The following is a 14,007-nucleotide window of genomic DNA, read 5'->3' as shown; positions in this document are numbered from 1 at the left end:
ACGATCCTTATAACCAGTAATTATATCTTCTATCCTTTGACTGAACCAAGTAAAACTCCCTTGGCAAAGTGCTTTTGTAAAAATGGATATACAAGTAGAATCGGTAAGGTCGATACCACAATAACAGCCATTTTGACGGATTGCTCCGGGGGAGCGACATAAGTCGCATCCATCTGGGCCGAGTCACCGACTCCACCTGAGGATAATATTACGATCTGTCTTAACAGCACTTGAATAGGCCACTTGGTGTTGTCGTTGATATAGAGTACTGCATTGAAAAACGTGTTCCAATGTCCTACCGCATAAAATAATGAGAATGTAGCGATAGCAGGCAAGGATAGAGGCAATACGATCCGAAAAAAAATGCCTACGTCGTTACAGCCATCGATTTTCGCTGATTCCTCTAACCCATCCGGCAGCTGCTGAAAAAAGTTACGCATAATAATTAAGTTAAATGCGCTGATCGCGCCAGGAAGCAGTAAGGACCAATACGAGTTGATCATCCCAAGCTGCTTGATAACCAGAAACGTTGGAATCATCCCACCGCCAAATAGCATCGTAAACAGAACGAGCATGATGATGGGTTTCTGGAAATCCATATCTTTCCTGGCAAGCGGATAAGCCATCAGACTCGTAAAGAAAATGTTAATAAAAGTGCCTACAACCGTAATGTAAACGGTAACCCCCAAGCTCCTGACAAGAGTTTGCGTAGAAAAAATGTATTTGTATGCATCAAGCGTAAACTCTGTGGGAAACAGGATGAACCCTCGTAGCAGCAGTTCTTTCTGGGTGGCAAACGAGCCGGCGATTATGTAAATAAAAGGGGCAACGGTCATTATGGCAAAAAGGGTCAGCACCGTAGTGTTCAGGCTGTCGTATATGCGACTCCCCCAGGTTGGTCTGTGAAGCATGGCGTTTAGACGCTCCTTTTTTTTAACTCTCATTAGTAAATGCCTTCTTCTCCGAATTTTTTGGCCAAATAGTTGGAAGCTACTACAAGAATCAAGCCAACAACTGATTTAAACAAACCGACTGCTGTACTGAAGCTGTACTGCCCTTGACTAATACCGACAGCATACACATAAGTATCAAACACTTCGCCAATATCGCGATTCATCGCATTCAGCATCAGGAAGATTTGCTCGAAGCCAGTATCGAGGAAATGACCGAGCCGAAGGATTAACAGTATGACAATCGTGGTACGGATAGCGGGCAATGTGATGTGCACTAGCTGGCGAAACCGATTTGCTCCGTCCATGCGGGCAGCTTCATATAATTGCGGGTCCACTCCGGCCAGTGCGGCAAGGAATATTATCGTACCCCAGCCTGTTTCTTTCCAGATGACCTCGGCTGTAACTAACGTTCGGAACCAATCGGGACTCACCAGAAAATTGATTTTTTGTCCGCCAAATCGCACTAGCAGCTCATTAACAATCCCATTTTCAGTAGTTAAGAAAATGTAAGCTATCCCGACAACAACAACCCAAGACATAAAATGCGGAATGTAAATCAGGGTCTGAAAAGTCCGCTTAAGAAACTCTTGTCTCAATTCATTCAACATGAGCGCAATAATAATGGGAAGCGGGAAGAAAAATACAATATTATAGAACGCTAAAATCAGAGTATTTCGAAAAAGTACAATAAAGTTGGAATCGTTAAAGAAACGCTCAAAGTGCTTGAGTCCGACAAAGGGGCTATCCCAAAAGCCAAGAAAAGGCTGATAGTCTTTGAATGCAATAAATATTCCGTACATAGGCCAGTACTTAAAAATCAAAAAGTACAGAAGACCAGGTAAGACCATGAAATAAAGCCATCGGTTTCGCAGCAGTTTTTTCCATAGCATGGATGACTTCGAAGCTGCCGGGATACGCGCTTCCATACTCGTTTGCATATTGCCTTCTTCCTCTCATTTCTCATGACTGATGTAATGTTTACACACTTAATGACTGATGAACTGATTACAAGTTTCGTAGCCTTATCATAATCGTGATGCCCAATTGCCGTCCATAGTCTCTACTTGCTCACCTTGCAAAGCCCCCTGCTCCAGAGGGGGAAACACGGTCTGATAGTCATTTGTTGCACATATTGTCACTGGTTGTTCTATGCTATCCGAACGGTAAAATATGAGGCTTGTGCGGGTTCTGTGAAACAAAAGGAATGAACCCCAAAAAACCGTCAGGGTAACTTTGAAGTTACCCTGACGGTTCGGTTTCTTTAATCGGCTCGACTATCGTTGCTATATTGGTGATTTTAGGTTAAAACAACACCATTGTGCAGCAGCACCTTCTGCAGCTGAGCCACATCGACCTCAGCAGCCGTAGTACCCGCAGCGCTGGCTATAGCTGCTGCTGTCCCTGCAGCTTGGCCGGTGGCCATACAGCTTGGAGTCAATCTTGTTGTTGCCAATGCTTCATGGGTAGTTGACAGGCAGCGACCAGCTACGAGCAGATTGTGCACCTGCTGTGGCACCAAGCAGCGATAAGGAATATCATAAGCTCCATCACCTCGGACCAAAGCCTCCGTAACGCCTTTGCCGGATGGATCGTGGATATCGATCGGATAACCGCTGCGCGCAATAACATCTCCAAAGCGTCTTCCTGTAACCACGTCATCCATACTAAGACGATATAACCCATCAATTCGTCGGGTCTCGCGAACACCAATCTGTGCAGCGACAGAGGAAATGGAAGCTTGTGAGAATCCGGGAACCGATTTTTGCAAAAACTCGGCCATCATCAACACCTGTCGAAGACCTTCCTCTTCGGCTAAAGTCAAGTCCTCGATGTCCGTACCATCCAGACCTTGGACACGGGTACAGTTGACCAGAATTTCGTCAGGCTCCGGTCCGGCGAATAGCAGCACCTGATCCCGATTAATCGGCAGCTTGGCCGCATTCCATTGGGAGTAAAAGCCTTGAATGCCCGTTAACGGCAATTCATTCAGCTCATGAAACGGTGTTTTATGATAAAAATTAGTTGGATTGTTGATCATCTCCTGGCGAATGACTTCGAGATCTACTCCGCGCATACGAAATTTCATTGTCATCGGTTGGGTCCGTTTATCACCCTCACGCCCTGTCTGTGTAGGGGCTCCGGACAAATAAGCCATATCCGCATCCCCGGAAGTATCGACGAACATTTGACCAGTAACCTGAATATGTCCCGATTTCCCGGAAAGCTGAACGGACTGGATAACCTTATTTTCAACTTGAACACCGTCTACAAAGCTATGCAGGAGCAGCTTTACCCCAGCCTCCTTCAGCATATCGATGGCAAGCAGCTTATAAATCTCCGGGTGATAAGGAGTCACTGTACGGACAAAGCCGATTGTATCGCGTAAATGTCCAGGTGATCCACCGCGTTCAATCAGCCGGTCGATGATTTCCTGAGCGATCCCTTTAATAACCTGCTGCCCGCTTTCCGTATGAAAGGTCATCCAGGGGTAAACCGAGGCGGCGGTTGACATCCCTCCAAGGAAACCATACCGTTCAATCAGTATGGTGCTTGCTCCTTGTCTTCCGGCGGCTATAGCCGCATTAATTCCAGCGGGGCCTCCTCCGACAACCACAACATCCGCCTGTAGCTTACGAGTCATTATCATCACTCCTATTCCTTTAATCCTGTCATCGCTACGCCTTCAATAAATTGCTTCTGCGCGAAGAAAAATACGATTAGCAGCGGCAATGTTGCCATGGTTGAAGCACTCATCAAATGATGCCACGATGTGCCGGCTTCATCCGTAAACAGCGATAGTGCCAACGGCAGCGTCATAAGCTTACGGTCATTAATAAAAATGAGCGGTTCAAAAAAATCGTTCCAGCTGGTTAAAAAAGTAAAAATAGTTAAGGTCGCGATGGCCGGCCTGGCTAAGGGGACCATAATATTCCAATAAATACGGAACTGTGAGCATCCGTCGATCATCGCGGCTTCTTCCAGGTCCTTGGGCATTCCAAGAAAAAATTGGCGCATGACGAAGACACCAAAGACACCGCCCGCCCCGAAGATCGGCAGTATAATTAGAGGAAGATGTGTATTGATGAAGCCGATATCCCGCATGAACAGGAACAAGGGAATAGCTGTTACTTCAGAAGGAACCATCATGGTGCTTAACAGCAGTAAAAATATCAGGTTTCTGCCTGCGAAAGGAATTCGACCGATTGCATAACCGGCCAGAGAAGCAAAGAATATTGTTCCAATGACAACCACAATGGCAATATACAAGCTGTTAAAGTAAAACAGATGAAACGGTATGAGATGTAGAACTTCCGTGTAATTTACCCAGCGGATCGGCGACGGTAAAAATACCGGAGGAAAAACAAAAATTTGGGACGGTTCCTTTAATGAGGTCGAGATCATCCAGATAAAAGGGAACAGCAGCAGGAGCGAGAAAAGCGTTAAAATGGCATAGTGTGCAGTAACACCCATCCGTCTGGAGGCCGTTTCCAGTAAGGATCTAGTTTTCATGAAAAATCCACCTCTTCCTAAGCGCCCACTGAATCAAAGTGAAAGCCATAATCAGAAAGAAAAGAATATAAGCCAAAGCCGAAGCATAGCCGAATTCAAACAGCTTGAACGCTTTTTCCCAAATGTAGTAGACCATCACCTTGGTGCTGCTTCCGGGTCCACCCTGAGTCATGACATAAATCTGGCCAAACACCTTCATAGAGCCAATGACCGTCATGATAATGGTGAGAAACAAGGTCGGCGTTATGAGTGGAATCGTAACTCGTATAAATTGAGTGAATCGGTTGGCACCATCTATTTTTGCGGCTTCATACAGATGAACAGGCACCTGCTGCAGAGCTGCAATAAACAGTACCATGTTTAAGCCGACGTTCTTCAGCACGCTCGTAATGATGACAGCCGGCATCGCCAATTGAGGGTTATACAACCAGGCAGGCCCCACAATTCCGATGAGCTGCAAAATCTGATTAATAAAGCCGGAATCTGTAGCGAACATGTATTTCCAGACGATCGACCAGACGATTAACGAGGTCATAACAGGAACGAATATTGCCGTGCGGAACCAGCTGATGCCTGGCATGCTTTTGGCTAGCAGTACCGCGAAAAGAAGAGCAATAGCAATATTGAGTGGCACCAGCCCGGCTGCAAAATAAAAGGTATTGCCGAGCACAACCCAAAAGTCGTGATCGGATAGGATGGTTACGTAATTATCAAAGCCGATAAACTTGGCTTCTCCAAGTAAGGGCCAATCCGTCAGGCTCATGTAAAAGGCTTGGAACAGTGGAACCATCAATATGGCAGCAAACCCCAAAACCATAGGTGAAACAAAAATCCATCCAGTAATATTCGCTTCACGCTTCAATGGATTCATTGCCTTTTTTCTTCTTGCTGAAGGCGTGCTTTCCATATATATTCACTCCTAACTGTCGATCGCATTGCGAAAGTCGTGTATCGCCCGTCTTATTTCATCGACGCTTTTGCCAATGACGACAGCGCCAAGCAGCAAGGCTCGAACTCCGCTATCCTTTAGAGCCGGAACATCTCCAGGCACCAATTTGCGCTGAGATGGAACGATTACAGGCAAATCAGCTGTTTGCACCAACCAACGATATCGAAGCAGATCAGCAAAGTTTAGGGGTGTTCCATATTGCTCTGAAGGAATAACGGAAGCTTCCAGGGCTTGGATCGGAAAAGCTTTGGCTGCTTCGAGCAGTCTGGTATCAAACGTATGATCAATAGCAAAGGTAGGAGCCAATTGTGGATAGTTTAATAAGAACGTTGGCATGTGCCAGGCATAAATCGAAAAGAAGTCTATGCCGAGTGAGATCAGCTGCTCGATTTCCTGCGGATTAATGGCATCAAGCGAGCCTCCAGGAACGATGCCTAAAGGTCCATTCAGCATGGAACGAATTTGACCGAATGTCTCTGCATACTCGGATAAAGGCCCAAAGCTGTTCCCACTGGCGCGATGATCTACATTGATATGTACCTTCAGTCCATCAGCACCTTCCTCAATGGCTGCTTGCGCCAATGCCAAATCATTGGAAGGCAGGCTGACGAAGAGTTGAAGCTTAGGTTCATGTAACGCTTGGCGTAACCGATTCATAGTAGTATCCCATCCTGTAGAGCTGCGGCCCATTATGAAATGAACCACAGCTTACATCATTGTTATTTTTTGAGCAGCGGAGTAATTTTATCTTCCATCGTTTTCATAATCTGTTCTGGCTGTGCAGTTTGACCAAAGAGCTGATCAAAGCCACCCAATATCTCATTATCGATTTTTTGCCATTGAACATGTCCTGGCTGTACGACGGCTTTCTCCATCTCGTCAATTACAACTTGTTTAATGATGGACGGGTCGGGGCTGTCAGGCTGTTTAAGAAATGAATCCGAGTTCAGCACAGTCTTGCGTGGTGGTACGAAGAACGTGGAAGAAGTCTGAATGCCTTCCTGACTGGCAAAAAACTTCAGCAAATCCTTTACTTCTTTTTGATGCTTGCTTTCTTTAAACACAACGTATCCTGCTTGGCCCATCATAGGAACCGACCCTTTTGAACCCGATGGCATTGGAGCAATACTCCATTTAAAATCCTTGATCGTACGGGCTTTAGACATATAGCTGTATCCATCGAAGAACATACCGATTTTTCCGGTTTCAAAATTGATTTGTTCTCCTGCTTTAGGATGGGATTGATCAACAAACATCATATTTTGAAGCATTTTCATAGTCTCTACACCGTATTGGTCAGACCATGTGAATTTCGTCATATCTTTATTGAACGGTCCACTGCCGTTAGACCATGCGTAGGAAGCAAGCATAATCCAGGTTTTCCAATCACGGAAGAAATTGGCCCCGTATACTTTATTGGCTCCCGTACCGCTTGTTAGAGCTTTGGCGGATTTGGTAAACTCCTCCCACGTCCATTTCCCTTGCTTGGCCAGCTCATTAGGAGAAGCAAGTCCTGCTTTATCAAATAAATCCTGGTTATAGAACATCACGCTTGGAGGTGTTGAGAACGGCAGTCCATACAATTTCCCTTCCTTCGTAAACAAATTCAAGGTGGAAGGAATAAAATCGTTCAAATTGAAGGCTGCATCACTTTTGATATCAGACACATCGGCCAAAATGTCATTGGCCATGAATTGCGGCACCATCCGCTCGGATACCCAGGCAATGTCAGGCAGCTCTCGTCCGGCAGCAAGCACGGATACCTTCTGCTGATAGTCTGCGAATGGGATGGATTCCAGCGTTACTGTGATGTTGGGATTTTGCTTTTTGTAGGTTTCCAGCAGCTTGGCATACATATCCAGATGTGCCTGGTTCCCCCACGTCAAAAACTTCAATGTTACTGGTTTATTGCTGGCATTTCCTGAATTACCACCCGCATTACTGGATACGGCTGCTTCCTGCTTGGAACATGCTGTGGACACGATGACCATAGCTACGACTAGAAGACTGCTTAACCATTTCTTTTTCTTCATACAATTCCCCCCTTAATAATAAGTAAACCTCTACAGCCCTCATTATACGGGTAGCCCTACACCAAAAAAATCACGCAGTTTTCAGATTTGGTCCGTTATTTATATATATTTTACAAACCTTGATCCTCTCGATATGCGCCTGGAGACATGCCAACCTGCTGTTTGAATACAAGCATAAAATGTTTGGGACTCTGGTATCCCGATAGCCGTGCTACATCGTAAATTTTTAATTGGGTCGAGATAAGTAAGTATTTAGCTCTCTCTATTCGGGTTTCCATAATGTAATCAGATAAGTTCATAGCGGTTTCCAGTTTAAATAATTGACTGAGATAAGCCGGATTTAAATGGACGTATTCAGCTAGAGCCTGCAGCCGCAAATCCCCTTCCGGATGGCCCTGTATATATTCCTTGATTTTGCGAATAAGTCGTTTTCCGTCACTGTTCTTGATTATGGTTTCATCTGGGGCTCCTTCAGTATGAAGGACAGCCCGAGTCGGCTGCCCGCCGTGTTCTTGAAGCTCAAGAGTTTGATAAATGCGTTCGAGTGCGGATACCAATGCCAACCGATTAATAGGCTTGAGCAAATATTCCGATACTCCGAAGCGCATCGCTTTTTGCGCGTACTCAAAATCACTATAGCCACTTATAATTAATAGCGGCATATGCGCATAGCGCTCTCTCACTTTGGCAATTAGCGATAACCCATCCATTTCGCGCATTCGTATATCTGTAATGACCACATCCGGTATTTCAGCTTGCAAATATGCTAAAGCTTCTTTTCCATGCGAAGCTTCTTTGACAACTTCAAATTTACTGGATACTTTGGTAATGAGATTTTTAATACCTGTACGAATGATTTCTTCATCCTCAACCAGCATGATTTTATACATCTTCCTTCGTCCTTTCCGTAATCGGTATGGTAATGGTAAAAGCGATTCCTTGGTCAGGACTTCCATCAAATTGAAGCTCATAAGAAGCGCCAAACATTAATAAGAGACGCTGGTAAATATTTCGCAAGGCAACACCTCGCTTCTGAACGTTATCGTCTGGCAAGGAAGACCTTAAAGACGATCTCAATTGTTCGATTTCATTCTCCGTCATGCCGATTCCATCATCTCGAACCGTCAGCAGCAAATCATCCTCGAATCGAACGGCAGAGATCCATATCGTGCCACCTTGTGGCCTGTCCCCAACACCATGAAAAATAGAATTTTCAACGAGCGGCTGCAATAGCAGCTTGGGGACCAGGGCGTTCTCAAGCTCTGGCTCGATATCAAAAATAAAATGCAGTCTATTACCGTATCGCAGCTGCTGGATTTTTGCATAGGAGCCTACAGAAGCCAGCTCTTCCTTTAGCAGCACCAGCCTGTCGTAGGGATCAACCGAATATCGCATCAATTGTCCTAGCGTAGAGATCATGTCGGATACCTCGTAATTTTCTCGTTCTAGTGCTTTCATATTGATCGATTCAAGCGTGTTGTAAATAAAGTGGGGGTTGATCTGGCTCTGCAGCGCCGCTAATTCGGCCTCCTTCTCTCTTAATCCTATCACATAGACTTCTTTGACCAGGTGATTGATCTCCTCAGACATCCGGTTAAAGCCTTTGCTCAGTTGTCCAATCTCATCCTGCGTTACGACCGGCACGCTTTGATCAAACTGTCCCATTTCGATCAGCTGCATTTTGCGTTTAAGCTGAATTAAGGGACTGCTTAGGTTATAGGAGAAAATAAAGGCCAGAATACCAGTGGCAACAACGAAAATAACGGCTATGATGATGGTGAAGTTGCGTAAATTTTTAGTCTCTAACAGTAAGGAATCCACTGGAATAAAGTCAATAACCTTAAGCCCAGAATAATCGGAATAATCAACAATGGCTATAAAGGGCCTTCCACCCAGAACCAGATTCTTGACCTTATTCTCATTGGATGGATTCGTAGAACGGATAGCTGCTGCTAGACGGGGCTCCAGCGTGGGGCTGCTTTCTTCAAATAAAAACTCATTACGGTCATTCACTACGAGTATGCTGCCCTTATCCTCAAACTTGACATTGGACAATATTTGCCGGAATACGTCCAGCTTTAAATCTATTTTAATCATACCTATTACGTTATTGGTGTCAGGCTCACGAATCATACGGGCTACGGAAAACACTTGCGTGGAGTTTTGGGCGTAATAGCTTGGTTGATGCTGCGGGATGATGACCCAGGCTCCATCTGCTATCTGCGCTCTTCGATACCAATCTTCCTGCCGTACATCCACGTAAAAATTCATCAGAGACGAGTCTACATTGGAAAATATAAATCCGTTATCAGCAATAATCTGAATGCCTTTTACTTCAGATCGATTGTAGGCGGAGCCTGAGATATACAGGAACATTTTTTCCATTTCCGCAAGCGAAGGACGGGTTTGAGCATATTCGGGCTGGCTGTATTTATGCAAAATGGTTAATACTTGTGTATCGTATAGTGGCATAAGAGAGAGTCGCTGCATTTCCATTAGCGTCCGGTCCAGATTGCGGTTAATTTGCCCGACAATTTGCGTTGAATAGTCAGCCGACCTTCTTTGGACAGAAGCTGAAAATTCATAATAGGTGAGGATTCCCTGCAAGCTAAGCGGGATAACCAGAATCAGTATGAAGATCAACAAGATCTTGGAGCGCAGACCTAACTGGGAATATAAGGAAAAAGAAGGATTTCTTCTGTGATTCATAGCGCACTCTCCTGTAAATAATCAACTAAAATCAACCTGCTCAAGGGTGGATGTTTTTTCTATGGTAACAGATTTATACGATATTTGTTAATTAACTTTTGCAAAAAAATTATTTCCAGATGGTATTGTTGCTGTTACATACAAATAGAACCTGCCACCTTGGCAGGTTCATTAATACTTGGTATTGCCTCCAAACAATCTATGCATTCCTTGCTTATATCTGGATTGTAGTATCCAATAGTAAGTTTCTCAATAGTATATTACTTTTTTTTACACATTGAATCGAACTTAACTGCCTGTGAGACTTATATTTTAAAGAGAGAAGGGTAAAATAATATAGTTGACAGTACTTTTGTATGGCAGTATAGTATTTTTACTAATCCTATTGTATAAGTGGGTAATGAAGGGGTGAACCATGTGAAAAACAATTTACTTGATGCTTTTCTAACCAATTGGATCAGCTTGCTTGTCTCTGCCATTCTGATAGGTCTGCTTTATGTGCTAGCAAGAAAGCGGGTCAATTTCGGATACCGTGTGTTGTTGGCGCTTGGACTTGGATTGGTTGCAGGGATATTCTTTAATACTTTTAAAATTGATGCAACCAGTGTTGGAACCATCGGGACAATCTATGTCAATTTGGTCAAAATGCTTGTTATTCCCTTAGTATTCGTTCTGGTTATTACAAGTATCACCTCAATATCCAGTCTCGGGCAGCTTCGTAAAATCGGCATTAAAACCATTTCACTATTTCTAGTTACTACCGGTATTGCAGCATTGATCGGCTTGCTAGTGGCTCTGGCCTTCGATCCGGGTGCTGGAATTTCGCAAACCATGCCGTCTAGCTTTAAGCCGCGGGATATTCCAACATTTTCGCAGGTTATTCTGGACCTGATTCCGACCAATCCGATCAGTGACATGGCAGGAGGTAAAGTCGTGCCTGTGCTTGTGTTCGCTTTCTTCGTAGCGATTGCCATTGTCCATGTCGGCACAAAAAAGCCGGAAGCCGTGAAGCCAGTCAAGCAGGTGATCGATTCGTTTACCCAAGTCATGCATCAGGTGACGAAGTACATCATTCGTCTGACACCTTATGGCGTATACGCGCTTATTGCGACTATGGCTGCCAAATACGGACTTGAGACGTTAGCGCCATTAGCTAAAGTGATTGCTGCGACCTATGTAGCTCTGATTATTCACTTTATTTTTACTTTTGGTGGATTGGTTACTTTTGTCGCCAAGGTGAATCCTTTTAAATTTTTCCGTAAGGCATATCCAACGATTGCGATCGCATTCACCACACGGAGCAGCTATGTCACGCTCCCGGTCAATCTGGAGGTCATCACGAAGCGGCTGCGCGTATCGCCTCGTATCGCAAGCTTCGTGGCACCTCTTGGTGCTACGATGAATATGAACGGCTGCGGCGGCGTCTGGCCGGCTGTAGTGGCGATCTTCGTTGCTCGGGTATACAATATTCCATTAGGTATCACCGAATATGTGCTGCTGGTGCTGGTCAGCATGATTTCCTCGATCGGGGTGGCAGGCGTACCCGGTCCGGCATCGATTTCGACGACAGTGGTGTTAACGGCATTAGGACTGCCTATCGAAGGCCTTGGACTTGTTCTTGCTATTGACGCTGTCGTTGATATGGGCCGGACCGCAGTGAATGCAACAGGGACGACTGTCTGCGCTCTGTTGGTGGCCAATTCTGAGGGCGAATTCGATAGGGAATCATTCAATAGGGATGAAGAAGACCAGTTGGAACTTAATCATACTTGATTGGATTTATGAAGGGAGGAGCTGTAATCGGCTGCCTCCCTTTTGTCAGCTTATTTATACTGATTATTTACTACTGGTCTTCGCCCACTCGTCCAGCTGCTTCTGCTTCTCATTGATAACTTTCTCAAGCCCCGCAGCTTTCAGCTTCGTATTAAGCTCCGTCAGGTTCGCAGCTGGATCCAGTTGTGTTCGCTCCTCGCTTCTTCCTAATTCCCTATTGAGTAAGTCGAAGGCTGACGGAGTCTAGACAGCGAAAACACCAGCACACCAAGTTCGGCAGCACTCCCAATGGACTGGGCCAATGCACCAATCGCTCCATTCCAATCTGGAACAAGCCAAATGCCAATCAGGAGTACAACTAAAGTCATAACAATATTTGAACCCTGGGACCACACCATAATACCGGTTTGGCTGCGCAGCATGACAATTCCGTTGCAAAAGTCTACCCAAGGAAAAATAAGCGAGAACAGTACAAATATTTTTAGCGCTTGTGCGGTAGCTGTCAGCAGATCACCGTTAATTCCAACGAGATTCTGTAATACCCAATGTCCCAGCGGGGTGAATCCCAACAAGCAGAGGAAAAAACCTGGCATAATTCCAAAGATGATTCCAAACTTAAAAACAAGATGAGGTGCTTTTTTGTAATAATTCAGAACGATCTGATGCATATACGTCTGAAAGCTTATCGCAAGCCAGGTAATACTGAATGCGATAGTGTAAGAGGCAATGGCTAATTCCATATTAACCGTTTTGCCCAGCAGCACATTAATCGCAGGAGTGACACTAACAGCAAGAAATACGGATATGAGCATCGGCCGATAAAATCGAAAAACACCTCGAACATCCCGTGATTCGCCATCATCCGAAAAAGCCGGCAGCTTGTTTACAAGCATACGCCCCTCCGCATAACTCACTGCCGCTTCTACAATCATACCCGCCAAAAAAATAAAAGCACCCGTCCTGCCGCTAATTAAATGCGGATTGCTGATAAATAATAAAGATAATCCGTACATTACGGATAACCGGATAATCATGGCAATCGTTAGCCACTTGGTACGCATTTTGGAAATGATAATTCCCTGGTAAATACATCTAAGTACAGAAAAAATAGTGACCAGTACCAAAATCCTATAGGTACCGAGAATATCCGTTTGAAGTTCCTTAGAAGCCCCGAACACATATCCGAACAACCAGACTCCGGCAGGAGTGTATGCAACAACGGAAGAAATCAAAAGAATAAAAATAATCAGGAATAAACAAACAATTAAAAGCGATTTAAACGTACGTTTATCTTTTACCAGCACGGTACACGTTTGCCTCATTAGGACAGCTGCTTCTTCTGTCAAACCAAAAATGCTGAAAGCCATCGCATACCCCGTTATCACGATTTCAGGATTTATGATCGCATGGGCCAACGTACTATTAATTATGACATGAGAAACCGATATCAGTAATGCGGAAAAACCCAAAGGCAAAAAAAATGCAATCATTGCCCTAAAACGGATAGTTTGGTCTAGTTGAGCCATACCGCAATTAACCTCCATGTTCATGCTGTTTTGACAACGACATTATCATGAATTTCCAAAAGTTGCAAAGAAAATTTCAGGCACAAACATGACTTATGTCATATAAATTAGAAAATAATGGTAAAAAACAACCAAAATACAGCTGTCCTGATGAATTTCTTCATCTTGGTAAGCATATTTGATTCATTTATAATAAGAATAGTCAGATAATTTAAATAGTGGTTGCAAGTTAAAATGACTGAGGATTTGGTAGATTTTGCTGGATAAAAATGGGGGTAAACAATGAAGAGAATATCTTTGGGTAATGTCAGATCATTAAGGAAGATTAGGATTTATATGGATGGATCCAAAAGATACTGCGTTGAAGTCGTCGGTTCTTATTTAGATAATTCAAAAGTAAATGGAGTTTACGATACATGGAACACTTTGGAAGATGCATTGGTATGTGCAAGAGGCATCTCCAAAATGTTCACATCCAAGTTTGGCGTAGTATCCATTGAAATAGGCATCAATGAAATTCGAAAAATTGATTAAAGACGTGCAAAGCATTTCGC

13 protein-coding genes are annotated in these 14,007 nt (G+C 44.2%); 2 read left to right on the top strand and 11 right to left on the bottom strand.

The genetic code is table 11. The features are described 5' to 3' along the window. Positions 1–29: 29 nt before the first annotated feature. The 9 genes from BK127_RS07080 to BK127_RS07040 form a co-directional block, all read right to left on the bottom strand. Positions 30–911, bottom strand: a complete 882-nt coding sequence (locus tag BK127_RS07080) for a carbohydrate ABC transporter permease (RefSeq protein ID WP_076229621.1) — start codon at positions 909–911, stop codon at positions 30–32. A gap of 32 nt (positions 912–943) precedes the next feature. After that, a complete protein-coding gene (locus tag BK127_RS07075) occupies positions 944–1,891 on the bottom strand; it encodes an ABC transporter permease (protein ID WP_076229329.1) in 948 nt (315 codons plus the stop codon). A 359-nt stretch (positions 1,892–2,250) separates the two neighbouring features. Continuing rightward, positions 2,251–3,594, bottom strand: coding sequence for an FAD-dependent oxidoreductase (locus tag BK127_RS07070; RefSeq protein ID WP_076229328.1), 1,344 nt, complete (start codon positions 3,592–3,594; stop codon positions 2,251–2,253). 11 nt (positions 3,595–3,605) lie between these two features. Further along, positions 3,606–4,424: a carbohydrate ABC transporter permease gene (locus BK127_RS07065; protein ID WP_256711229.1), complete on the bottom strand. Its 819-nt coding sequence runs from the start codon at positions 4,422–4,424 to the stop codon at positions 3,606–3,608. Positions 4,425–4,452: 28 nt separating this feature from the next. Next, a complete protein-coding gene (locus BK127_RS07060) occupies positions 4,453–5,370 on the bottom strand; it encodes a carbohydrate ABC transporter permease (protein ID WP_076229326.1) in 918 nt (305 codons plus the stop codon). Positions 5,371–5,382: 12 nt separating this feature from the next. Then, positions 5,383–6,069, bottom strand: coding sequence for a hypothetical protein (locus BK127_RS07055; protein WP_076229325.1), 687 nt, complete (start codon positions 6,067–6,069; stop codon positions 5,383–5,385). Between the two features lie 62 nt (positions 6,070–6,131). After that, the gene (locus BK127_RS07050; RefSeq protein WP_076229324.1) at positions 6,132–7,445 is read right to left on the bottom strand and encodes an ABC transporter substrate-binding protein; all 1,314 of its coding nucleotides are present in this window, start codon (positions 7,443–7,445) and stop codon (positions 6,132–6,134) included. Between the two features lie 110 nt (positions 7,446–7,555). Next, a complete protein-coding gene (locus BK127_RS07045) occupies positions 7,556–8,335 on the bottom strand; it encodes a response regulator transcription factor (protein ID WP_076229323.1) in 780 nt (259 codons plus the stop codon). Next, on the bottom strand, positions 8,328–10,154 hold the full coding sequence (locus BK127_RS07040) for a sensor histidine kinase (RefSeq protein WP_076229322.1): 1,827 nt from the start codon (positions 10,152–10,154) through the stop codon (positions 8,328–8,330). The genes BK127_RS07045 and BK127_RS07040 overlap by 8 nt, the downstream gene beginning before the upstream one ends. 417 nt (positions 10,155–10,571) lie before the next feature. On the opposite strand from BK127_RS07040, the gene BK127_RS07035 reads away from it, so the two are divergent. Continuing rightward, on the top strand, positions 10,572–11,927 hold the full coding sequence (locus BK127_RS07035; protein ID WP_076229321.1) for a dicarboxylate/amino acid:cation symporter: 1,356 nt from the start codon (positions 10,572–10,574) through the stop codon (positions 11,925–11,927). Between the two features lie 63 nt (positions 11,928–11,990). Here the strand turns inward: BK127_RS07035 and BK127_RS45670 are convergent, their stop codons facing one another. Next, positions 11,991–12,110, bottom strand: coding sequence for a DUF3502 domain-containing protein (locus BK127_RS45670; protein ID WP_341165529.1), 120 nt, complete (start codon positions 12,108–12,110; stop codon positions 11,991–11,993). 23 nt (positions 12,111–12,133) lie between these two features. After that, on the bottom strand, positions 12,134–13,417 hold the full coding sequence (locus tag BK127_RS07030) for a multi antimicrobial extrusion protein MatE (RefSeq protein WP_179097409.1): 1,284 nt from the start codon (positions 13,415–13,417) through the stop codon (positions 12,134–12,136). 318 nt (positions 13,418–13,735) lie between these two features. Here BK127_RS07030 and BK127_RS07025 point away from each other — a divergent pair, with 318 nt between their 5' ends. Continuing rightward, entirely contained in the window at positions 13,736–13,987 is a 252-nt protein-coding gene (locus BK127_RS07025) for a hypothetical protein (RefSeq protein ID WP_144026397.1), read from the top strand. Positions 13,988–14,007 lie beyond the last annotated feature (20 nt).

The organism is Paenibacillus sp. FSL H7-0331, from assembly GCF_001956045.1.
Note: the sequence above shows the minus strand (reverse complement) of the source record. Positions and strands in the feature narration are given on the sequence as shown.